This is a genomic window from Streptomyces sp. NPDC031274 (assembly GCF_055570235.1).
Genome location: NZ_JBVIHP010000014.1, coordinates 138683 through 160233, shown reverse-complemented (window position 1 = coordinate 160233; position 21551 = coordinate 138683). Strand labels below are relative to the sequence as shown.

The 21551-nt window shown below is 69.8% G+C and carries 18 protein-coding genes and 1 other RNA gene; 14 read left to right on the top strand and 5 right to left on the bottom strand.

From position 1 onward, the window contains the following. Positions 1–103: 103 nt before the first annotated feature. The 3 genes from ACZ5CR_RS23170 (at position 104) to ACZ5CR_RS23160 (ending at position 4260) form a co-directional block, all read left to right on the top strand. Positions 104–1339 carry a serine/threonine-protein kinase gene (locus ACZ5CR_RS23170; RefSeq protein ID WP_468860219.1) on the top strand — a complete coding sequence of 412 codons (1236 nt, stop codon included), beginning with the start codon at positions 104–106 and terminating at the stop codon, positions 1337–1339. An 856-nt stretch (positions 1340–2195) separates the two neighbouring features. Continuing rightward, positions 2196–3302, top strand: a complete 1107-nt coding sequence (prfB, locus tag ACZ5CR_RS23165; RefSeq protein ID WP_468860217.1) for a peptide chain release factor 2 — start codon at positions 2196–2198, stop codon at positions 3300–3302. Positions 3303–3573: 271 nt separating this feature from the next. Further along, on the top strand, positions 3574–4260 hold the full coding sequence (locus ACZ5CR_RS23160) for a hypothetical protein (protein ID WP_468860215.1): 687 nt from the start codon (positions 3574–3576) through the stop codon (positions 4258–4260). 112 nt (positions 4261–4372) lie between these two features. Here ACZ5CR_RS23160 and ACZ5CR_RS23155 read toward each other — a convergent pair whose 3' ends face one another. Next, positions 4373–4564: a hypothetical protein gene (locus ACZ5CR_RS23155; RefSeq protein ID WP_389908534.1), complete on the bottom strand. Its 192-nt coding sequence runs from the start codon at positions 4562–4564 to the stop codon at positions 4373–4375. 250 nt (positions 4565–4814) lie between these two features. On the opposite strand from ACZ5CR_RS23155, the gene ftsE reads away from it, so the two are divergent. The 6 genes from ftsE (at position 4815) to dacB (ending at position 10523) form a co-directional block, all read left to right on the top strand. Continuing rightward, the gene (ftsE, locus tag ACZ5CR_RS23150; RefSeq protein ID WP_030788113.1) at positions 4815–5504 is read left to right on the top strand and encodes a cell division ATP-binding protein FtsE; all 690 of its coding nucleotides are present in this window, start codon (positions 4815–4817) and stop codon (positions 5502–5504) included. 43 nt (positions 5505–5547) lie between these two features. Further along, positions 5548–6465, top strand: coding sequence for a permease-like cell division protein FtsX (gene ftsX / locus ACZ5CR_RS23145; RefSeq protein WP_468860213.1), 918 nt, complete (start codon positions 5548–5550; stop codon positions 6463–6465). Between the two features lie 78 nt (positions 6466–6543). Next, positions 6544–7731 (top strand): S41 family peptidase, encoded by a 1188-nt coding sequence (locus ACZ5CR_RS23140; RefSeq protein WP_468860211.1) that lies wholly within the window; start codon positions 6544–6546, stop codon positions 7729–7731. A gap of 18 nt (positions 7732–7749) precedes the next feature. Next, on the top strand, positions 7750–8271 hold the full coding sequence (gene smpB / locus ACZ5CR_RS23135) for an SsrA-binding protein SmpB (RefSeq protein WP_389908525.1): 522 nt from the start codon (positions 7750–7752) through the stop codon (positions 8269–8271). A gap of 139 nt (positions 8272–8410) precedes the next feature. After that, positions 8411–8799: a transfer-messenger RNA gene (ssrA, locus tag ACZ5CR_RS23130) on the top strand. 131 nt (positions 8800–8930) lie between these two features. Further along, a complete protein-coding gene (gene dacB / locus ACZ5CR_RS23125; protein ID WP_468860209.1) occupies positions 8931–10523 on the top strand; it encodes a D-alanyl-D-alanine carboxypeptidase/D-alanyl-D-alanine endopeptidase in 1593 nt (530 codons plus the stop codon). On the opposite strand, the gene ACZ5CR_RS23120 is transcribed toward dacB, so the two are convergent. Continuing rightward, entirely contained in the window at positions 10447–11709 is a 1263-nt protein-coding gene (locus ACZ5CR_RS23120) for an MFS transporter (RefSeq protein ID WP_468860207.1), read from the bottom strand. The genes dacB and ACZ5CR_RS23120 overlap by 77 nt on opposite strands. Positions 11710–11870: 161 nt before the next feature. On the opposite strand from ACZ5CR_RS23120, the gene ACZ5CR_RS23115 reads away from it, so the two are divergent. The 4 genes from ACZ5CR_RS23115 to ACZ5CR_RS23100 all read left to right on the top strand — a co-directional run bounded on the left by ACZ5CR_RS23115 (position 11871) and on the right by ACZ5CR_RS23100 (position 17416). Further along, complete coding sequence (locus tag ACZ5CR_RS23115; protein WP_468860205.1) at positions 11871–12854, top strand: LysR family transcriptional regulator; 984 nt, start codon at positions 11871–11873, stop codon at positions 12852–12854. A gap of 232 nt (positions 12855–13086) precedes the next feature. Beyond that, entirely contained in the window at positions 13087–13806 is a 720-nt protein-coding gene (locus ACZ5CR_RS23110; RefSeq protein WP_468860203.1) for a hypothetical protein, read from the top strand. Then, entirely contained in the window at positions 13803–16091 is a 2289-nt protein-coding gene (locus tag ACZ5CR_RS23105) for a glycosyltransferase (RefSeq protein ID WP_468860201.1), read from the top strand. Before ACZ5CR_RS23110 ends, ACZ5CR_RS23105 begins: the two co-directional genes overlap by 4 nt. Next, entirely contained in the window at positions 16088–17416 is a 1329-nt protein-coding gene (locus tag ACZ5CR_RS23100; protein ID WP_468860199.1) for an acyltransferase family protein, read from the top strand. Before ACZ5CR_RS23105 ends, ACZ5CR_RS23100 begins: the two co-directional genes overlap by 4 nt. Positions 17417–17464: 48 nt before the next feature. Here ACZ5CR_RS23100 and ACZ5CR_RS23095 read toward each other — a convergent pair whose 3' ends face one another. From ACZ5CR_RS23095 to ACZ5CR_RS23085, 3 genes are all read right to left on the bottom strand, one after another. After that, on the bottom strand, positions 17465–18955 hold the full coding sequence (locus tag ACZ5CR_RS23095) for a helix-turn-helix domain-containing protein (RefSeq protein ID WP_468860198.1): 1491 nt from the start codon (positions 18953–18955) through the stop codon (positions 17465–17467). Positions 18956–19009: 54 nt separating this feature from the next. Next, positions 19010–19675 (bottom strand): hypothetical protein, encoded by a 666-nt coding sequence (locus tag ACZ5CR_RS23090; protein ID WP_468860197.1) that lies wholly within the window; start codon positions 19673–19675, stop codon positions 19010–19012. Positions 19676–19807: 132 nt separating this feature from the next. Next, positions 19808–20791: an EamA family transporter gene (locus ACZ5CR_RS23085; protein ID WP_468860195.1), complete on the bottom strand. Its 984-nt coding sequence runs from the start codon at positions 20789–20791 to the stop codon at positions 19808–19810. A gap of 140 nt (positions 20792–20931) precedes the next feature. On the opposite strand from ACZ5CR_RS23085, the gene ACZ5CR_RS23080 reads away from it, so the two are divergent. Further along, positions 20932–21504 carry a MarR family winged helix-turn-helix transcriptional regulator gene (locus tag ACZ5CR_RS23080; protein WP_468860193.1) on the top strand — a complete coding sequence of 191 codons (573 nt, stop codon included), beginning with the start codon at positions 20932–20934 and terminating at the stop codon, positions 21502–21504. The last annotated feature ends 47 nt before the right edge of the window (positions 21505–21551 follow it).

The following is a 21551-nucleotide window of genomic DNA, read 5'->3' as shown; positions in this document are numbered from 1 at the left end:
TTGGGGATTTGTCGACACCTGCAGGGTGATTTCTGCTCCTGGAGTGAAGGTTGGCGTCGAGGCCGCGTAGCTTTGTCGCCAACACGCATCCGTAGGAGCAGTCTTGGCACGCAAGATCGGCAGCCGGTACACCGCCCACCAGATCCTTGGTCGGGGCAGCGCCGGCACGGTGTGGCTCGGCGAGGGACCCGAGGGGCCCGTCGCCATCAAGCTGCTGCGCGAGGACCTGGCGTCCGACCAGGAGCTCGTCGGCCGCTTCGTCCAGGAGCGCACGGCGCTCCTCAGCCTCGACCACGCGCGCGTGGTGGGCGTCCACGACCTGGTGGTCGACGGCAACGACCTCGCCCTGGTGATGGACCTGGTCCGCGGCACGGACGTGCGCACCCGCCTGGACCGTGAGCGGCGCCTCGCTCCGGAGGCGGCGGTGGCGATCGTGGCGGACGTCGCGGACGGCCTCGCGGCGGCGCACGCCGCGGGGATCGTGCACCGTGACGTGAAGCCGGAGAACGTACTGCTCGACATGCAGGGCCCGCTGGGCCCCGGCGGCTCGCACCCCGCGCTCCTCACGGACTTCGGGGTGGCGAAGCTGATCGACTCCCCGCGCCGCACCCGCGCGACAAAGATCATCGGTACGCCGGACTACCTCGCCCCGGAGATCATCGAGGGCCTGCCCCCGCGCGCGGCCGTCGACATCTACGCGCTCGCGACCGTCCTGTACGAGCTCCTCGCGGGGTTCACGCCGTTCGGTGGAGGCCACCCCGGGGCGGTGCTCCGCCGCCACGTCACGGAAACGGTTGTGCCGCTCCCCGGCATCCCGGACGAGCTCTGGCAGCTGATGGTCCAGTGCCTCGCGAAGGCCCCGGCATCCCGCCTGCGCGCCTCGGAGCTGGCGGCGCGGCTGCGGGAGCTTCAGCCCCTGGTGGCGGGGATGCCGCCCCTTGACGTGGACGAGCCGGACACGGAGCCGCTCGCGGAGGAGGCGGAGGAGGAGCCGGCGCCGGAGCCGGCCCCGGGCGCTCCACGCCGTGGCGCGGTCCCCCTCGTCCCCGGGTCGTCCCCCGACTCGAACCGCGACACGCACACCTCCATGCGCGTGCCGGGCCCCGACGAGCTCGCCGGGGGCGCCCGCGGCACGGCTCGCGCCCCTCGCGCGTCCGGCGCCGCCCGCCCCGGCTCCGCCCGCCACCGCGCCTCGGCCCGCCGCCGCAGGATCACGCTCGGCGTGGCGGGGGCGGTTCTGGTGGCCGCGGCGGGCATCGGCACCTGGGTGGCCACGAACGGCGACGACGCGGACGCCACCCCCCAGGACCAGAAGAACTCCGCCCCCGCAACACCGTGACCCTGCGGCCCCTTCCTGCCCTGCCCCACCGCTCCGCGGCGGATGTCTCCCACCCGCCCACCCGTTTACCCGGCATCACGCGGTTGCCGGGCGGTGGCGGTCGCCCGCGGACGGTCGGGCCCCTGCCCCGCCGCTCCGCGACGGATTTTCCCGCCCACCCACCCGATTACCCAGGGTCACGCCGTTGCCGGATGGGGACGGACGTCTGCGGACGGTCCAGCCCCTGTCCCACCGCTTCGCGGCGGATTTTCCCCGCCCACCCACCCGAGCACCCCGGGTAATCGGGTGGGTGGGCGGGAGGCATCCGCCGCGAAGCGGCGGGACAGGTTCGGCCGGGGCGAGTCGCCGGGCGGACGCGCAGCCCGGTGCCCCTACGGCTCTGGCTGGATGCGGGGTGCTCGGGTGGGTGGGCGGGAGAGGTCCGTCGCGGAGCGGCGGGCCAGGTTCGGCCGGGGCGAGTCGCCAGGCGGACGCGCAGCCCGGTGCCCCTACGGCTCTGGCTGGATGCGGGGTGCTCGGGTGGGTGGGTGGGAGAGATCCGTCGCGGAGCGACGGGACAGGTTTGCCCGGAGCGAGCCGCCAGGCGGACGCGCAGCCCGGTGCCCCTACGGGCCCCGCTCGATGCGGGGTGTTCGGGCGGGTGGGTGGGAGACATCCGTCGCGAAGCGGCGGGACAGGACAGGCAGGAGCGGGCCCGCAGGCGGACGCACGGCCCGGGCCACGGGAGGACCCGGCCCGGACGGCGGGCCCGGACACGCCGCCCCGTAGGGGCGAGGAGGCGCTGCCGAGGGGGCGGCGACCACGCCCCCGCAGCCGCGAGGGCAGACCCCTTGCCCCCAGCCGTTAGGCTGGACCCGTGGCAGTCGTCGATGTATCCGAAGAGCTCAAGTCCCTCTCCTCGACCATGGAGTCGATCGAGGCCGTCCTGGACCTCGACAAGCTGAGGGCAGACATCGCTGTGCTCGAGGAGCAGGCGGCCGCACCGTCCCTGTGGGACGACCCGGAAGCGGCACAGAAGATCACCAGCAAGCTGAGCCACCTCCAGGCGGAGGTGCGGAAGGCCGAGGCCCTGCGCGGGCGTATCGACGATCTCAGCGTGCTCTTCGAGATGGCCGAGGAGGAGGACGACCCGGACACCCGCGCCGAGGCCGAGTCCGAGCTCACCGCCGTCAAGAAGGCGCTGGACGAGATGGAGGTCCGCACCCTCCTCTCCGGCGAGTACGACGCCCGTGAGGCGCTCGTCACCATCCGCGCGGAGGCCGGCGGCGTGGACGCCTCCGACTTCGCCGAGAAGCTGCAGCGCATGTACCTGCGCTGGGCCGAGCGCCACGGCTACAAGACGGAGCTCTACGAAACCTCGTACGCGGAAGAGGCCGGCATCAAGTCGACCACCTTCGCCGTCCAGGTCCCGTACGCCTACGGAACGCTCTCGGTCGAGCAGGGCACCCACCGTCTCGTCCGCATCTCGCCCTTCGACAACCAGGGCCGTCGCCAGACCTCCTTCGCCGGAGTCGAGATCCTCCCGGTCGTCGAGCAGACCGACCACATCGAGATCGACGAGTCCGAGCTGCGCATCGACGTCTACCGCTCGTCGGGCCCCGGCGGCCAGGGCGTGAACACGACCGACTCCGCGGTCCGCCTGACGCACCTGCCGACCGGCATCGTCGTCTCCTGTCAGAACGAGCGCTCGCAGATCCAGAACAAGGCGAGCGCGATGAACGTCCTCCAGGCCAAGCTCCTCGAGCGCCGCCGCCAGGAGGAGCAGGCGAAGATGAACGCCCTCAAGGGGGACGGCGGCAACTCCTGGGGCAACCAGATGCGTTCGTACGTCCTGCACCCGTACCAGATGGTCAAGGACCTGCGCACGGAGTTCGAGGTGGGCAACCCCGAGTCCGTTTTCAACGGCGAGATCGACGGTTTCCTCGAAGCGGGAATTCGCTGGCGCAAGCAGCAGGAGAAGTAAGCGCCGCTTTATCGACAAGGCAACTGCCGCCCAAGAGGCGGCAGTTGCCTTTTACGTCACAGTCACATCTCCGTACGCCGGTCAACTGCTGCTATTTCAGACATCGCTCGCGCAACGACCTTGACGTTGCTCCGGAAACTGGAAAGGCTAGCGAGCGGCATGCGTATCTCTGGGGCGCGTGTGATCTGTGGGGGGCGGATTCAGCGCTCCTGACGAACGCGGACCCGGACGCTGCCTCACTGACGATTCAGCTACTGGGGGTAGCAGCCAGATGACCAAGAAGACGCGGATCCGCGTTGCACGCATAGCGGCAGGTGCGGTGATCGCCGCCGGTGCTTCGCTGACCGCCGCGGGTGCCGCTTCGGCCCTCGACGTCGGCGTCGACCTCGGCGGCGGTGTGGGCGCCAGCGCCAGCGCCGACGAGAACGGCATCGGAGTCGACGTCGGCCTGGGTGAGGACGACGACGACCCGACCAACGACCCCACCCCGCCCACCGAGATTCCGACGGAGCCCACCGCGGACCCGACGGAACCCACGGAGGAGCCGACCGAGCCCACCGAGGAGCCCACGGAGCCCACCGAGGACCCGACGGACCCGGGCACGCCCACCGACGACCCGACGGACCCCTCGGACCCGGGCACGCCCACCGAGAACCCCAGCGACCCCGGTAACGGCAACGGCACCGGTGGTGGCGGCAACGGCGGCAATGGCGGCAACGACAACGACCCCGACGGCGGCGCCAACAACCCCGTCGAGCAGGGCAAGGGCAAGGACAGCCTGAACGACACGGGCTCCGCCCCGGTCGAGCAGGGTGACAAGGCCGACAAGGGTGAGCTCGCCGAGACGGGTGCCGCCGAGACCACGTTCCTGCTGATCGGTGCCGCGACGATGATCGCCGGTGGCATCGGCTTCCGCGTTCTGCCGCGCTTCGTCGGCAACCGCGGCGCCGCTGCCTGATAGAGGGCATCGGCACGGCATGGCGTGACATGACATGACAGAAGGGCCCGGAGCAGCCAGCTCCGGGCCCTTCTGGTGTCCTGGTGCGCGCCTGTGGCGTACTGAGCGCGCTCTAAGCGGTCTGGTGTGCCAGCAGGGCCACCGCCGCTATCAGCACGACGAGCAGTCCTATCAGGGCCGCAGGGCTGAGGCCGCCGAACGGCCCCTCTTGCTGCATGCGCTCGCGATTGGCCCGGCACACGGGGCAGCGGCCTTCGCTCACGGGCGACGCGCAGTTCGCGCACACCAACCTGTCGTAGGTCATGCGCTCCTCCTCCCGCACAGTCACAGCCTGCCCAACGCTAGGGGGAACTCAACCGTTCCCAATCCGTTCCTCTACCACTGTGCCAGCTTCCACGACTTTCGGCGCGGCCCGCCCGTCCTCGTCGGTTTCCAGCTGTTACGTTCCGTGGTATATCCGCGACAATTCGCGCAACTCAGGACGCTGACTGCGCTCGCGTACCCGCTTCGCGTATGGTCACGCTCACCTACCCCCGGCGACCCGTGGTGCATCCGTGATCCGATTCGACAACGTCTCCAAGGCCTACCCCAAGCAGACCCGGCCCGCCCTCCGGGATGTCTCTCTGGAGATCGAAAAGGGCGAGTTCGTCTTCCTGGTGGGTTCTTCCGGCTCCGGAAAGTCCACCTTCCTGCGCCTCGTCCTGCGGGAGGAGCGCACCAGCCACGGCCAGGTGCACGTCCTCGGCAAGGACCTCGCCCGCCTCTCCAACTTCAAGGTGCCGCACATGCGGCGCCAGTTGGGCACCGTCTTCCAGGACTTCCGGCTCCTTCCGAACAAGACCGTCGGCGAGAACGTCGCCTTCGCGCAGGAAGTCATCGGCAAGTCCCGCGGCGAGATCCGCAAGTCCGTCCCCCAGGTCCTCGACCTCGTCGGCCTCGGCGGCAAGGAGGACCGGATGCCCGGCGAGCTCTCCGGTGGTGAGCAGCAGCGGGTGGCGATCGCGCGAGCCTTCGTCAACCGCCCCAAGCTCCTCATCGCCGACGAGCCGACCGGCAACCTCGACCCGCAGACATCGGTCGGCATCATGAAGCTGCTCGACCGGATCAACCGCACGGGCACGACCGTCGTCATGGCGACCCACGACCAGCAGATCGTGGACCAGATGCGCAAGCGGGTCATCGAGCTGGAGAAGGGCCGTCTCGTCCGCGACCAGTCGCGCGGCGTCTACGGCTACCAGCACTGACGACCCGTACTGATCCACTGCACTGATCCACTGAAAGGGAGCCATGCGCGCCCAGTTCGTCCTGTCGGAGATCGGCGTCGGTCTCCGCCGTAATCTCACGATGACCTTCGCGGTCATCGTCTCCGTGGCCCTCTCGCTCGCCCTGTTCGGCGGCTCGCTGCTCATGCGTGACCAGGTGAGCACGATGAAGGGCTTCTGGTACGACAAGGTCAACGTATCGATCTTCCTCTGCAACAAGGCCGACGCGGAGCAGGATCCCAAGTGCGCCAAGGGCGCGGTCACGAACGAGCAGAAGGAACAGGTCAAGGTCGACCTGAAGAAGATGCCCGTCGTGCAGAAGGTCGAGTACGAATCGGCCGACCAGGCCTACAAGCACTACAAGGAGCAGTTCGGCGACTCGCCGCTGTCCAGCTCCCTCACGCCGGACCAGATGCAGGAGTCGTACCGCATCAAGCTGAAGGACCCGGAGAAGTACCAGGTGGTCGCGACCGCCTTCTCCGGGCGTGACGGCGTGCAGTCCGTGCAGGACCAGAAGGGCATCCTGGAGAACCTCTTCGGGCTGCTCAACGGCATGAACTGGGCCGCGCTCGCGGTGATGGCGCTGATGCTCGTCGTCGCGCTGATGCTGATCGTCAACACGGTGCGTGTCTCCGCGTTCAGCCGGAGACGTGAAACCGGGATCATGCGGCTCGTCGGCGCGTCCAGCTTCTACATCCAGATGCCGTTCATCATGGAGGCCGCCGTCGCCGGGCTGATCGGTGGCGGTGTCGCCTGCGGAATGCTCCTTGTGGGCCGGTACTTCATCATCGATCACGGCCTCGCGCTCTCCGAGAAGCTGAATCTGATCAACTTCATCGGGTGGGACGCGGTCCTGGCCAAGCTGCCGCTGGTGCTCGCCATCAGCCTGCTGATGCCCGCGCTCGCCGCGTTCTTCGCGTTGCGCAAGTACCTGAAGGTGTGACAAGACCCGCTGGAGCATGGGGGCGCTGTGCGGTTCAACCGGCCGTACGGCGCCCTTCGTTGTCCTAGACTCACCGGCATGTCAGGCCTCGACCGGTTCTGCTACCGGCTCTCCCGGCCCCGCCGTATCCGCCGCGGGGCGACCCTGACATTGGTGTTCGCGAGCGTGCTCGCCACCGGTGCGGCCACCGGGTCCTGGGACGACGTGGCCGACGAAGGCCGGAAGTCGCCTGCTCCCTCCACGTCCACCCGTTCCGTCGCCTCCTCCACCGACGCCGCCTCCGAAGCGGCCGACGCCGCCGCGGAGGCGATGGCTGACGGCAAGTCCGGCGAGAAGGCCGCGGAGGACGCCGTCAGCCGCAGCGGTGACCGCTGGGGGGCGGTGTACTCCCCGGGGGAGTACCAAGAGTTCGAGCAGTCCCTGGACGGCGCGTACACCGGTGTCGGCCTCTGGGCCAGGCGCACGGCCGACGGGCGCATCGAGGTGTCCCGGGTCCAGCGCGGCGGCCCCGCCGAGCGGGCCGGCATCCGCGAGGGCGACCAGCTGGGCAGCATCGACGGCAAGCGCGTCACGGGCCTTCCCGTCACCGAGGTCGTGTCCCTGCTGCGCGGTACCCGCGCGGGCAGCCCGGTCGAGCTCGGCCTGAAGCGGGGCACGCGCGCGTGGAGCGAGACGCTGCACCGGGCCCGCCTGACCACGGACTCCGTCACGGTCACCCAGCTCGCGGGCGGCGCCGTGATGATCAAGGTCGAGGCCTTCACCAAGGGGGCGGGCAAGCGCGTACGTTCCGCGGTGCGCGACGCTCCCAAGGGCGCCGGAATCCTGCTCGACCTGCGAGGCAACTCCGGGGGCCTGGTGTCGGAGGCGGTCACCGCGGCCTCGGGGCTCGTCGACGGGGGCCTGGTGGCGACGTACGACGTGCGCGGTCGGCAGAAGGCCCTGCACGCGGAGCGTGGCGGTGACACCACCAGACCCGTGGTGGCCCTGGTCGACGGCGGCACGATGAGCGCGGCCGAACTGCTCACGGGCGCCCTGCAGGATCGCGGCCGTGCGGTCGTGGTGGGCTCACGGACCTTCGGCAAGGGCTCGGTCCAGATGCCGAGCCGGTTGCCCGACGGTTCGGTCGCCGAGCTGACGGTCGGGCACTACCGCACTCCTTCGGGGCAGGCGGTCGACGGCCGTGGCATCACCCCGGACCTGGAGGTCCAGGACAGCGCCGAGAGACGGGCCGAGACAGTATTGACTGGCCTTGGACCCCCCTCGTAGTGCGAAAATAGGCGCACTATGGCGAAGGAAAAGGTAAAGCGCAAGGCCGCGAAGGCCGCTGAGAAGGCCCCTGCCCGGAAGATGGTCGCGCAGAACAAGAAGGCGCGGCACGACTACCACATCATCGACACCTACGAGTGCGGCCTCGTCCTGATGGGCACCGAGGTCAAGTCGCTGCGGATGGGCCGGGCCTCCCTGGTGGACGGCTTCGTGCACATCGACGGCGGCGAGGCCTGGCTGCACAACATCCACGTCCCGGAGTACGTGCAAGGGACCTGGACCAACCACTCCGCCACGCGGAAGCGCAAGCTGCTGCTGCACCGGGCGGAGATCGACAAGCTGGAGTCCAAGTCGCAGGAGACGGGTCACACGATCGTGCCCCTGGCCCTGTACTTCAAGGACAGCCGGGTCAAGGTCGAGATCGCGCTGGCCAAGGGCAAGAAGGAGTACGACAAGCGCCAGACGCTCAAGGAGAAGCAGGATCTGCGCGAGACGAACCGCGCGGTCGCGGAGGTCAAGAAGCGCCAGCGCAGCGCCTAGGACCCTGGGTCCGCGTGGGCCCGGACGGGGCACGCGGGAATTGGCTGGCCCCGTCGGGCGTTGTTCACGTACGATGGGCACTGCCCCGCACAACCGGGGCGCGCATTGAGGCAGTATCTAATTCAATAGCGGTAAACATGGGGATGATCGGTTTCGACAGCGGATGTCGAAGCAGGGGAAGCGAGCCGAGGAAGCGACAATGATCTCGTTAACCATATGTCGCAACCAATAATCGCCAATTCTAAGAGCGATTCCCAGTCCTTCGCCCTCGCTGCCTAATAAGCAGTGAGTGAAGGACCCTTAATGGGTGTCAGCCCGGGGGTGTTCCCGACCCGGATCCTGGCATAATCTAGGGAACTAAACCATCGATCCCGGTCACGGGGTTCGATGGGAAATCAAACAGTGACTGGGCCCGTCGGAGACTTGTTCGCGAGATCACCGGGGCCGAGAAAATCGTAGCGAACTGCGCTCGGAGAAGCCCTCCTTTTGCACCGTTGGACGCGGGTTCGATTCCCGCCATCTCCACAATTCCCATGTGAGGTTAAAGCCTCCTGGCCGCTGGCCAGGGGGCTTTTTCCGTGGCCACACCCGAGGCCGCCCCATAGATGTCCGGAGTGGGGTCTGTCGCGAGGCGGCCGCGTCCGGGATGCTCCTGGGTCATGAGTAGACCCGTGAGACGCGTCAACGCCCGTATGCGCCACTGGATCTGGCCCGCCGTGCTCGGAGTCGCGGCGGCCACCCTCTCCGTCAGCTCGCCTGCCGGGGCCGACTCCGACCGCAGCGGCCTGCCCGAAGCCATCGACACGATCCTCGGCGATCCCCGGATGGAGGGCGGCGCGGCGAGTGTCGTCGTCGCCGACGCCGCGTCCGGTGACGTGCTCTACCAGCACCTGCCCAGCGGACGCCTGATGCCCGCGTCCAACACCAAGCTGCTCACCTCGACGGCGGCCATGGAGCGGCTCGGGCCCGACCACCGCTTCACCACCGATGTGCTCACCGACGGCAGGCAGCACGGCCCCGTCCTCTCCGGTGACCTCTACCTGCGGGGCACCGGCGACCCGACGACGCTGGCCAAGGACTACGACCAACTCGCCGCGAAGATCGCCGACTCGGGGGTCCGGAAGGTCTCGGGGCGGCTGGTCGCGGACGACACCCGGTTCGACGACAAGCGCATCGGCGACACCTGGTCCGGCGACGACGAGTTCGCGTACTACGCGGCCCAGATCTCCGCGCTGAGCGTCGCCCCGGACACCGACTACGACACCGGGACGGTCATCGTCGAGGCCACGCCCGGAGCGAAGGCCGGGGACCGGCCCAAGGTCACGGTGACCCCGAAGACCGATTACGTGGACGTCGACAACAGCGCAAGGACCGTCGCCGCCGGCGGTCAGGACACGCTCACCATCGAGCGCGAGCACGGCACCAACACCCTCACGGTCACCGGCACCGTCCCCGTGGGGGGTGACGCCACCAAGGAGTGGATCACCGTCTGGGAGCCGACCGGATACGCGGCCGCGATCTTCCGGGACGCGCTGAAGGCGCACGGGGTGCGGGTGAGCGGGCCGACGAAGGCCGGGCTGGCCACTCCCAAGGGCGCGCGTCAGCTCGCGTCGCACGACTCCATGCCGCTGAAGGAGCTGATGATCCCCTTCATGAAGCTCTCCAACAACATGCACGCGGAGAACCTCACGAAGACGATGGGGTACGAGGCGACCGGACGGCCGGGGAACTGGACGGACGGTCTCGCCGCCATCAGCTCCTACCTGAAGACCGCCGGTGTCGACCCCGGCAAGGTGCGCCAGGTCGACGGCTCCGGGCTCTCGCGCAAGGACAACGCCCCCGCCGACCAGCTGATCAAGCTTCTGCTCTCGGCCAAGGGCGAGCCCTGGTACGCCGACTGGTACAAGTCCCTTCCGGTGGCCTGCGCCCCGGACAAGTTCGTCGGCGGCACGCTGCGTACGCGCATGTGCGGAACTCCGGCGGCCATGAACGTACGGGCCAAGACCGGGTCGTTGACCGCCGCGTCCGCGCTCTCGGGGTACGTGAAGGACGCGGGCGGGCGTGAGCTCGTGTTCAGCATCATCCTGAACAACTACATGCCCTCTTCGGTGAAGGCCCTGGAGGACGCGATCGTCGTGACGCTCGCCAAGTCGACCGAGGACAAGGCCGTTTTGGTCATGCCGCGCTCGCGGCGCGGGGCCGAGCCGAGCGGGGATCTGGAGTGCTCGTGGCGCAAGCCCGCACGATGCTGAGCAGCAGCGCGCAGCACGCGGCGGTGACCGGGACCGCGTAGCCCCGGGCGGGACTCAGGTGCTCCACCACCCAGCCCCCTGCTGCGGCCCCGCACGCGATGCCCCCGAGGATGCCGGTGACGGCGAGGGTCATGCCCTCGTTCAACCGGCCCTCGGGGGTCAGCTGTTGGACCAGGGTCATGCCGGTGACCATCGTCGGTGCCGTAGCCATTCCGGCGACAAGGAGAGCCCCGGCGAGCACAAGGAGCGAGCCGGTGAGCGTGGCGGCCAGGAGCGGAAGCGTCATCAGGGCCGCCATCGCGCCGACGCACAGGATGTGGCGGCGGCGCAGCGGCCCGCTCGGCTTGAGCGTCCCGTAGAGGAGGCCCGCCGCGCAGGAGCCCGCGGCCTGGAGCGCGAGGATCGCACCGGCGACAGCCTTGTGCCCCTGCGTGTCCGCGAAGGCGATCGTCACGACCTCCATCGAACCGAAGACGGCACCGGTGGCGAGGAAGGCGGCGAGCAGTGTGGGCATCCCGCGCGCGTGGAGGGGCGTTTTCTCCTTCGTGGTCGTACGTCCCCGGGGCGGCGGTTCCGTCGTGCGCTGGGCGGCGAAGAGCAGGACGCCGGTCATGAGCAGGACGACTCCGATGAGGGTGCCCGCCTCCGGGAAGAGCGCCCCGCACAGGAAGGCCGCGAGGACGGGGCCGAGCATGAAGCAGAGCTCGTCCGCGGCCTGCTCGAAGGAGTTGGCGGTGTGCACGGCCCGCTCGTCGTCCTTGAGGAGGTGGGCCCAGCGGGCGCGGGACATGCCGCCGGTGTTGGGGGTCGTGGCCGTCGCCGCGTACGAGGCGAACAGGGTCCAGCCGGGCGCTCCGTAGTGCACGCACAGGAGCAGGGAGAGCGAGCCGAGTGCGGCGATCGCGGTGGCGGGGACGGCGATCCGTGCCTGGCCGTACCGGTCCACGAGGCGGGCGGTCCAGGGCGCCACGAGGGCGGTCGCGGCGAGGCCCGTCGCGGTGACGGCGCCCGCGAGGGCGTACGAACCGCGTGCCCCGGCGATCATGATGACGGCGCTCACGCTGAACATCCCCATGGGGAGGCGGGCGATGAGGTTGCCGAGGGTGAAGGCGGTGGCTCCTGGTATGCGGAAGAGGCGGGCGTAAGGGTTGCGGCGGCGGGGCGCGCGGGATTCGGCGGGCGGCATGCGATCACCCTCACCGGGGCGGCGGTGCGGGGTCCAACACCTACTGGGGCCCCACTCACGCACTCCTGTTGTAAGTCCCCGTCTCCGGCGCCTGTAAGTCGCCGTCTCCGGCGCTTGCAAGTCCCCGCCTCCGGCGCCCGTCGCCGATGTAGGTTCTCGGCGTGACAGACCTGGAACCCCGCCTCCTGCGTGCCTTCATGGCCGTCTGTGAAGAGCTGCACTTCACGCGGGCCGCCGCCCGCCTCTACGTGGCCCAGCAGGCGTTGAGCCGTGATGTGCGGCGCCTGGAGCGGGAGTTGGGCGCCGAGCTCTTCGTACGGACGACGCGGCAGGTCACGCTGACGGCCGACGGCGAGCGGCTGCTGCCGTACGCGCGGCGGGTGCTCGACGCGCACGACGACCTGGCCGCCGCCTTCGCGCGGGGCGCGAGCTGCGGCGGCGCGGCGGCCCGCCCGCTGCTCGTGGACCTGAACAGCGAGGGGCTCATCAGCCGGCGCGTCCTGGAGCGGGCCCGCGAACTCGCCCCGGACTGCGAGCTGATGGCCCGCTTCGAGAGCGGCCTCACCTGGGCCGCCGCCGAGATCGCCGCCGGGCGGCTCGACGTCTCCTTCGGGCGGTACGCCGGGCTCGAACCGGCCCTGCGGTCGCGGCTCGCTCAGCAGCCGGTGCGGTACGAGCCGATGGCGGTGCTCCTGCCGCTCGGCCACCCCTTGGCCGAGCTGGACGCGGTACCGCTCGGGGCGCTCGCGGGGGAGAGCGTGTACGCGGGGGCGGGCAATCCGCGGACGCTGGAGTGGACCGACCTGGCGCACCGCCTCTTCGAGGGGCGCGGCATCGAGGTGGCGCCGCCCGCGCCCCTCGCGGTGGGCGCCGAGGAGTTCGGGCGGGTCATGGCGAAGAACCGGAACCCCGTGCTGGCGGCGGTGGATTTTCCGGCCATGCCCGAGTCGGTCCTGCGGCCACTGATCGATCCGGTGCCGCTGTCGCCTGTGTCGTTGGTGTGGAGAAAGGGGCTCGTGCATCCGGGGGTCGACGCGTTGCGTGCGGCGGCTGCCGAACTCTCCGAGGCCGAGGGGTGGCTGCGCAGGCCCGAAGGCGGGTGGGTTCCGGCCACGGATGCGCTCATCATGGTGGGGCGGGACTGATGGATTAGTACGACTGTCACCGCTGTGCGCTACATTCATGGTCCGGGCGCGGTGTGATAGGGGGGCGCTCGGATCGGGTGGGGGCCCGGTCCGACGGCAAAAAGTTGCCCGGAGTCGTGCGCGCCCGAGCCAGGTTATGTGGGGGTTGTGCGTACGCATGGAGAATTGGCGAGAAGATGCCCTACCGGAACACACCCATGATCCGAACGAAGTCACCGTTCAGATCGACGGAGTGGGGCGACAGCTGGCGGATCTGTCCGCCGAGAGTGGCCAAGACGCGCCGGACGGGCCGGTCTTCGTCGACGAGACGGGCCGCCGCAGCCGGAGATACCGCCGCATAGGCGTACTCGTCGGCATAGCCTGCGCCGTGTACGCGGTGATCATCGTAGGCACCCTGCTCTCGGGCAACTCCGACGCACCCTGGGTCCCGATCGACCCCAAGGACGAGAAGCCGGCGAGCAAGGTGGACACACCGAACCGCCCGGCCGACTCCCTCGACCCCTCGGCATCATCCGGCACGACACCCTCGCCCGGCGCGTCGGAGAGCGGCAACACCGCCCCCGCGACCGGTGGCGACGGCTCGGCCGACCCGTCAGAGACGGCCGACGGCAAGGGCGACGCGGGCGGCGGCAAGCCCGACCCCGATCCCACGGGCGGCGGCAAACCCGACCCCGACCCGACAAGCGGCGGCGGTGGTGGCGGCACGGACCCCGACCCGACCGTCGACCCCACGAAGCCGGGCACGGACCCGGACCCGACCATCGATCCCACCACGCCGGACCCGGACCCGTCGACGGAGCCCCCGGGCGACGCCGGCGGAGGCGCCGGCGAAGTCCCCGTCATGCAGCCCGCCGGCGAACAGCAGTCCCCGCTGCGCGTCCAGGTCGCCGTCTACGGCCATCAGTCCCCGCTCAGCTCCGCCCAGCAGCCCTCGGAGGGCTCACAGCGATGAACTCCCGTACCAACAGGGGCCGGTCCGCCGGTTCCAGGAACGGCCACGCCCAGAACCGGAACGGTCATGCGCCGCCCCGGAACGGCCGTGCCCAGCCCCGGGGCAGTGGCGGCGGCCGACGCCGTGCGCAACCGGCCCGCGGCACCAAGCGGCGCAGACTCCCCCTGCGCTACCTCCTGCCTCTGCTCCTCCTCGTCGCCCTGATGGCGATGCTCATGCTGCGCGGCTACACGCACAGCGAGATCCTCGCCGACCACCGCATCCGCCCGCCCGCGGGCACCGGCAAGGTCCCGGAGAAGATCCTTGAGGGCGGCCCGGTCATCGACACCCGAGGCGGCCACGAGGGGACGCTGAGCGTTCCACGCCACCGGCTCGTGCTGACCTTCGACGACGGCCCGGACCCGGAGTGGACCCCCAAGGTCCTCGACGTACTGAAGAAGCACCACGCGCACGGCGTCTTCTTCGTCACCGGCACGATGGCGTCGCGCTACCCCGACCTCGTCGAGCGCATGGTGGACGAGGGCCATGAGGTCGGCCTGCACACGTTCAACCACCCCGACCTGTCGTACCAGTCACCGGGCCGCATCGACTGGGAGCTCACGCAGAACCAGCTCGCCCTCGCGGGCGCCGCGGGCATCCGCACCTCCCTCTTCCGCCCGCCGTACTCGTCGTTCTCCGACGCCATGGACAACAAGTCCTGGCCGGTGACGAAGTACATAGGCGGCCGCGGCTATCTCACCGTCGTCAACAACACCGACAGCGAGGACTGGAAGCGCCCCGGCGTCGCCGAGATCATCCGCCGCGCCACGCCCAAGAACGGCGACGGGGCCGTCGTCCTGATGCACGACTCCGGCGGCGACCGCTCACAGACGGTCGCCGCGCTCGACACCTTCCTGCCCGACCTCCAGCACGAGGGCTACCACTTCACGAACCTCACCGAGGCACTGGACGCCCCCAGCGCGCACGCGCCCGTCTCCGGCATTGAGCTGTGGAAGGGCAAGGCCTGGGTCTTCCTGGTCGGCGCGTCGGAGAAGATCACCGGCGTACTCGTCGTCGCCCTCGCCGTCATCGGCTCCCTGGTCCTCTTCCGCTTCGGCCTGATGCTGCTGCTCTCCGCGGTGCACGCGCGCAAGGTGCGCAGGCGCGGCTTCCGCTGGGGCCCCGACGTCACCGAACCGGTGTCGGTCCTCGTCCCCGCCTACAACGAGGCCAAGTGCATTGAGGCCACGGTCCGTTCGCTCATGTCGAGCGACCATCCCATCGAGATCATCGTCATCGACGACGGCTCGTCGGACGGCACCGCGCTGATCGTCGAGGGCCTTCGCCTCCCGAACGTACGCGTCGTGCGCCAGCAGAACGCGGGCAAACCGGCCGCCCTCAACCGAGGCATAGCCAACGCCCGTCACGACCTCATCGTGATGATGGACGGCGACACGGTCTTCGAGCAGTCCACCGTGCGCGAGCTGGTGCAGCCGTTCGGCGACCCGCGCGTGGGCGCCGTCGCGGGCAACGCGAAGGTCGGCAACAGGGACTCGCTGATCGGCGCCTGGCAGCACATCGAGTACGTGATGGGCTTCAACCTCGACCGCCGGATGTACGACATGCTCGGCTGCATGCCGACCATCCCCGGCGCCGTGGGAGCCTTCCGTCGTTCGGCACTCGAACGGGTCGGCGGCATGAGCGACGACACGCTCGCCGAGGACACCGACATCACGATGGCGATGCACCGGGACGGCTGGCGGGTCGTGTACGCCGAGAAGGCGCGCGCGTGGACCGAGGCGCCGGAGACGGTGCAGCAGCTCTGGTCGCAGCGCTACCGCTGGTCGTACGGCACCATGCAGGCGATCTGGAAGCACCGCCGCTCGGTGATCGAGTCGGGCCCCTCGGGCCGCTTCGGCCGCGTGGGCATGCCCCTGGTCTCCCTCTTCATGGTCCTGGCACCGCTCCTGGCCCCGCTGATCGACGTGTTCCTGCTCTACGGCCTGGTCTTCGGCCCCACCCAGAAGACGATCGTCGCGTGGCTCGGCGTCCTCGCCGTCCAGGCGGTGTGCGCGGCGTACGCCTTCCGGCTGGACCGCGAGCGCATGACCCATCTGATCTCGCTGCCCCTCCAGCAGATCCTCTACCGGCAGCTGATGTACGTCGTGCTGCTTCAGTCCTGGATCACCGCCCTGACCGGAGGCCGCCTTCGCTGGCAGAAGCTCCGGCGCACGGGAGTGCTCGGAACCCCGCCCTCGATTCCGCGGCAGCGGACGGGCAGCCCTGACCGGAGGCCCGTCGCATGACCTATCCCACGCAGCCGCTGCCCCAGGTGCCGCCGCCCCCCGGGTTGGCGGTGACGCCGGTGGGCCCGGCCCGTCCCGAGGCGGCCGGTCCCGAGGCGGCCCGTTCCGATGCGTCCCGTCCCGAGGCAGCCCGTCCCGACGCGGCTCCCGCCCCGGCGAAGAAGCCGGGCCGCGACCGCTACTTCGACGTACTGCGCTCCCTGGCCCTCGTCCGCGTCGTCATCTACCACCTGTTCGGCTGGGCCTGGCTGACGATCGTCTTCCCGTCCATGGGCGTGATGTTCGCGCTGGCGGGCGCGTTGATGGCGCGCTCCCTGAAGCGCCCCGCGTGGGGCGTGATCAGGGGGCGCATCCGCCGACTCCTGCCGCCCATGTGGGCGTTCAGCGCGGTGGCACTCTTCCTGCTGTTCTACGGCGGCTGGAACGTGAGCAAGGACCCGGACCACGGGGGCACCTGGGGCCTGGTCAGCATGCTCAACTACGTGTTCCCGGTCGGCGCCCCGCCCTTCCCCTGGCACATCGGGGACAAGGCGGGCCTCCTGGAGGACACTTGGCCCGCCCAGGCGGCGGGCCCGCTCTGGTACATCCGCGCGTACCTCTGGTTCGTCATCGCGTCGCCGCTGCTCCTGTGGGCGTTCCGCCGGGTCCCGTGGGCGACGCTCTTCGCGCCCCTTGCCCTGACGGCGGTGCTCGCCACGGGCGTCGTGACGATCCCCGGCGAGACGGGCAACGCGGTCTCGGACTTCGCGGTGTACGGCAGCTGCTGGGTCCTGGGTATCGCCCACCAGGAGGGCGTCCTCGCCCGCGTCCCGCGCTACCTGGCGGTCTCCGTCTCGGCCCTGATCATGGCCTTCGGCCTGTGGTGGGCATCGGGCCATCTGGGCCCGGACGGCTGGGACCTGAACGACATCCCGCTCGCCCAGGCGGCATGGTCCTTCGGCTTCGTCGTCATCCTCTTCCAGTACTCCCCGTCGTGGCAGGAGCTGCCGGGCCGCCTGAAGCGGTGGGACAAGCTCATCACCCTCTCCAACAACCGAGCGGTGACGATCTACCTCTGGCACAACCTCCTGATCATGGCCACGGTGCCGATCATCGACCTGGCGTACGACCTGCCGTTCATGGAGGACGAGCAGTGGAGCTCGGCCCTGGACACCACGTACATGGTGTGGATGACGGTCCTCGTCTGGCCGTTGATCGGCCTGATGGTGATGGCCGTGGGCTGGATCGAGGACTTCGCGGCGAAGCGGAGCCCCAGGTTGTGGCCGAACGGGGCCAAGTCCCGTCGCTCGGCGGCACCTGCGCGAGGTGGTGCGCACCGGGGCTGAGGGAGGCTGGGGGGCTGTCGGGTTCTGTCGGGTTCTGCCGGGTGGGTGTCAGTGGTGGTCCAGGCCCCCGGGCGCCCACCCGCCGGACTCCGACCAGCTGTACACGGGGCGTCCCTCTTGGCCGCTGGTCCGGAACGGCTTGCCCTGGTCGTCGATGCGCAGCACGTCGTGCCGCTTGCCGCTGGACCACTCCATTTCCAGGTACCAACGCACGTCGTGCAGATCAGAGTTGGCCTCGACGTAGAAGACCTGCGGGTCCTTCTCGCTGACCTTGTACGGGAAGCGGCTCTGGCCCGGGTTGGGCGTGGCGCGCGGCGTCGCGTCGTCGAGGTCGACGGTGAAGACCTTGTTGAACAGCTTGTCGCCGCAGTGGGTCCCCATCTGGAAGTTGTTCCAGGCGAGCGGGGCACCGCTGCTCTGCACGCGGACTTTCATGTTCCGCAGGGTGACGGTCTCGTCGCCCGTGCCCTGCACGGTGAACGCGATGTACTGGTTGCGGGCCGAGACGGCACCGAGTTCCCCCACCCAGGCGGGCACGTCCCCCTCGGAGGGCGGCTCCGGCATCTGGGCAGGCTTCCGGTTCACCAGGAAGTGGTGCTCGCAGTCTTCGTAGAGATACGGGTTGACGCGTGCCGCCAGGGGCACGTCGGGATCGTCGCCCCGCCCACCGTCGGGTACGGGGCCCTTGCCGATGCCACGGGGGCCGGCGGGGTCGGGACGGCCGTTCTGGTTCCTGTCGTTCTCGTCGTTCTCGTCGTTCCTGTCATCTCTGTCGTTTCTGTCGTTCTCGGACGGTGAAGCGGAAGAGGCACTCTTCTCGGCCTTGCCATCGGGTCGGCCCTTGGCGCCGGGCCGGTCCTGGCCTTCGAGCCGGTCCCTGTCGGCGCTTTTGCCGGTCCGCCCGTACGGCGAGCCACTCGGGTCCGGCGGGGCGGTGGGCCTGGCGTGCTCCTTCTGCATCCGCTTGTGCGCGTCGCCGTCACCGCTGCGGTTCATGGCGAGAGCGAGGGAACCGATTCCGACGACTGCGGCGACGGTGGCGGCGAGGACGAGGGTCCGCCGCTTGCGGGACGGGGGTGAGGGGGATGAGGGGGGCGATGAGGGCGATGAGAGCGATGAGGAGGACAAGACGGTTACGGTGGCCGCCGGGCCGGACGGCGTCTCGGTCTCCGGCTGCGGCTGCGGCTTCGATTCCGGCTCTGGCGCCGGTTTGGGCTTGGCCTTGGGCTTGGGCTCCGGGTCCGGCTTCAGGTTCGGCTTCAGGTTCGGCTTCAGTACGCCGGAGGCGGTGGGCTCCGCCTTCCGCCTCCGGTCCGCGTCCGCCAGGACCCACTGCCGGTGGATCTCCACCAGCTCTTCCGGAGTCGCCCCGCAGAGGCGGGCGAACTGCTTCAACGGAGTGAACTGGGTCGGTGGCGCACCCCCGTTGCAGTACCGGTGCAACGTGGACGTACTCATGTGAAGCCGCTCGGCAAGGACTTTGTAACTGAGGCCTGACCGCTCCTTGAGCTCCCGCAGCAGCTCCGCGAGAGACGCCATCTTCGCCCTCCACCATCCAGGCCAGTCGTTTCCACCGCACAGCCGGACAGGGGTCTACTCGTGGGCGCTGATCTCGCCACCGGCGCTGAGCACGATGTACACGCCGTTGGCGACGGCCCCGTCATCCTGCTGGTCCGCCTCCAGCGTGCCTTCCACCGCACCCTCGTTGCCGATGATCTCCGCGCGGTAGTGGAGCTCGCCGACCTTCGTCACCTTGACCGTCCAACCGCCCGCGACCTTGAACGTGCCCGGTCCCTGGTGTTCGCCGCCCATCCAGGAGTGGACCTTGCCGTCCAGGGTGAGCACCACGAACATGCCGTTGGCGTCGACTCCGGTGTCTTCCCCGTTCGCCTCCAGATCGCCGACGACCTGACCGTCACTGACTATGTCGGCGCGGTAGTGCTGGCCGCCGAGCTTGTAGATCTTGGCCGTGCTGCCGTCCACCAGCTTCTGGGTGCGGTACGTCGAGGCCGCCTTGGAGGAGTCGGACACGGACACGACGTCGTCGGCCTGGGACTTGCCTGCGCCGGTCTGGGATCCGTTGACCGTGACCACACCGCTGTTGCCGGTGGAGAACGAGGCGGAGGCGGAGTCCTTCTTCGCCGGTCCAGCGGCGCCGTCCCCGCTCCCGCCGCAGGCGGTCAGCGAGAACGCGGCAGCGGCGGCAACGACCGCCAGGGCGGCGGAACGGGCGGTACGGCGAGCGCGGCGAGTGGTCATCACTAGGTTCTCCCAGGGGATATCTGAAGTGTCTGTTGGCTACACCCCCTCAGATGAGCCCCACGTCGGCCTCGTTCACCGGGTTCCGTCCGCACTCGGTAACAAGAGATCCGTACTCGGTAACAGGGGCCTTCAGGCCGCGTCCGTAGCCGTGGTCGCGGGAGCAGCCCGGCGGGCACGACCACGGCCCTGCCCGACCAGGACACTCGCCACCACGAGCACCAGACCGCCGACCTGCCAGAGAGTGAGGGTCTGCCCCAGGAGGAGCAGCCCGGCGAGGGTGGCGACGACGGGATTGGTCAGCCCCAGGAACGAGACGGAAGAGGCGGGGAGCCGCTCGATGCCGCGGAACCAGAGGGCGTACGCGACGGCGGTGCCGATGATGCCGAGGTAGGCGTATCCGGCGAGGTTGGCCCCGGTGAAGTGGCCGGGAAGCCCTTCGAAGCTGAGGGCGATGGGTGCCAACACCACTCCGCCCACGGTGAGTTGCCACCCGGTGAGGGCGAGCAGCGAGACGCCTTCGGGCCGTCCCCAGCGCTTGCTCAGTACGACGGCGAGGGCCATCAGGGTGGTGGCGGCCAGCATGGCGACGAGCCCCGCGAGGTCGAAGGAGGCGCTGCCGCGCAGGACGAGCAGCGCGACGCCGACGAAACCGACGAGCCCGGCGACCAACGTACGACGGGTGGGCCGCACCTTCAGAACACCGACTCCGAAGCCGGCGACGAGCAGCGGCATGACGGCGCTGATGGTCGAGGCGACGCCGCCGGGAAGGTGGTAGGCGCCGAAGAACAGAAGAGGGAAGAAGGCCCCGAAGTTGAGCAGCCCCAGGACGGCCGCCTTCCACCACCAGTCACCGCTGGGCAGCCGCCGGGTGAGGGCGAGCAGGATGAGCCCGGCGGGCAGCGCGCGCAGGGCCGCGGCGAGCAGGGGGCGGTCCGGGGGCAGGAGTTCGGTGGTGGTGACGTAGGTGGTGCCCCAGGTGGCGGGCCCGATGGCGGCGAGGGCCGCGGTGGCGAGGCCCCCGGTAGCGAGGGCGTGGGCCCGCGGCGCTGGAGCGGGCCGGACCAGGGTGTCTGCCTGCTGTGATTGCCGTGCTTGCTGTCCACGGACGGACATGTTGCTCCCCCTCGACTTCTACTCAACGCTGTTATTCTCAACGTTGAGATAAATATGAACCCGAGGCCTGCGAACGTCAAGTATCTCAATATTAAGAGACCTGACGGGCTCCGGCCTGCTGAGAGAGAGGGGGCGCGACAGTGGCAGAACCTGAGGCGTCGATGTCGACGGCAACCGTGAAGGCTGACGCGGAGGTCGATGTGGAGGCCGACGCCATCGACGAGCTGCGCGCTCAGTGGCACCGGGAACGCCCGGACATGGCGGCGGCGAGCCTGGACGCGATGGCCCTGGTGGGCCGCATCACGCGGGCGAACCACTTGCTGAGCAAAGGGATGAAACCGATCTTCGCCGAACACGGCCTGGAGTTCCCGGAGTTCGACGTGCTCGCCACGCTGCGCCGGGTGGGCGCCCCGCACGAACTGACGGCGGGCGGCCTCATCAAGACCGCGATGGTGACATCGGGCGCGATCACCAACCGCCTCGACAAGCTGGAACGCAAGGGCTTCATCGAACGCCACCCGGACCCGTCCGACCGCCGCGCGATCAAGGTGCGCCTGACGCGGGCGGGCCTCGAACTGGCCGACCGTGCGGTGGTGGACCACGTGGCGAACGAGGAGCGGATGCTGGGGGATTTGTCGGCGGAGGACCGGCGGGCGCTGGATGGGGCGCTGCGGAGGCTGCTGGTGTCGCTGGGGGATACGCACTTGGGGTAGCGGCGTGAGTTTCGCTGACGCGAAGACCGCGGTCCGGGTGACCCGCT

Bases quoted from the DNA above. Each gene is read 5' to 3' on its own strand.
- ACZ5CR_RS23140 (WP_468860211.1), top strand. From the start codon at position 6,544: ATGTCAGGCCTCGACCGGTTCTGCTACCGGCTCTCCCGGCCCCGCCGT.
- ACZ5CR_RS23090 (WP_468860197.1), bottom strand. From the start codon at position 19,675: ATGACCACTCGCCGCGCTCGCCGTACCGCCCGTTCCGCCGCCCTGGCG.
- smpB (WP_389908525.1), top strand. From the start codon at position 7,750: ATGGCGAAGGAAAAGGTAAAGCGCAAGGCCGCGAAGGCCGCTGAGAAG.
- ACZ5CR_RS23105 (WP_468860201.1), top strand. From the start codon at position 13,803: ATGAACTCCCGTACCAACAGGGGCCGGTCCGCCGGTTCCAGGAACGGC.
- ACZ5CR_RS23085 (WP_468860195.1), bottom strand. From the start codon at position 20,791: ATGTCCGTCCGTGGACAGCAAGCACGGCAATCACAGCAGGCAGACACC.
- ftsX (WP_468860213.1), top strand. From the start codon at position 5,548: ATGCGCGCCCAGTTCGTCCTGTCGGAGATCGGCGTCGGTCTCCGCCGT.
- ACZ5CR_RS23100 (WP_468860199.1), top strand. From the start codon at position 16,088: ATGACCTATCCCACGCAGCCGCTGCCCCAGGTGCCGCCGCCCCCCGGG.
- dacB (WP_468860209.1), top strand. From the start codon at position 8,931: ATGAGTAGACCCGTGAGACGCGTCAACGCCCGTATGCGCCACTGGATC.
- ACZ5CR_RS23095 (WP_468860198.1), bottom strand. From the start codon at position 18,955: ATGGCGTCTCTCGCGGAGCTGCTGCGGGAGCTCAAGGAGCGGTCAGGC.
- ACZ5CR_RS23160 (WP_468860215.1), top strand. From the start codon at position 3,574: ATGACCAAGAAGACGCGGATCCGCGTTGCACGCATAGCGGCAGGTGCG.
- ACZ5CR_RS23155 (WP_389908534.1), bottom strand. From the start codon at position 4,564: ATGACCTACGACAGGTTGGTGTGCGCGAACTGCGCGTCGCCCGTGAGC.
- ACZ5CR_RS23120 (WP_468860207.1), bottom strand. From the start codon at position 11,709: ATGCCGCCCGCCGAATCCCGCGCGCCCCGCCGCCGCAACCCTTACGCC.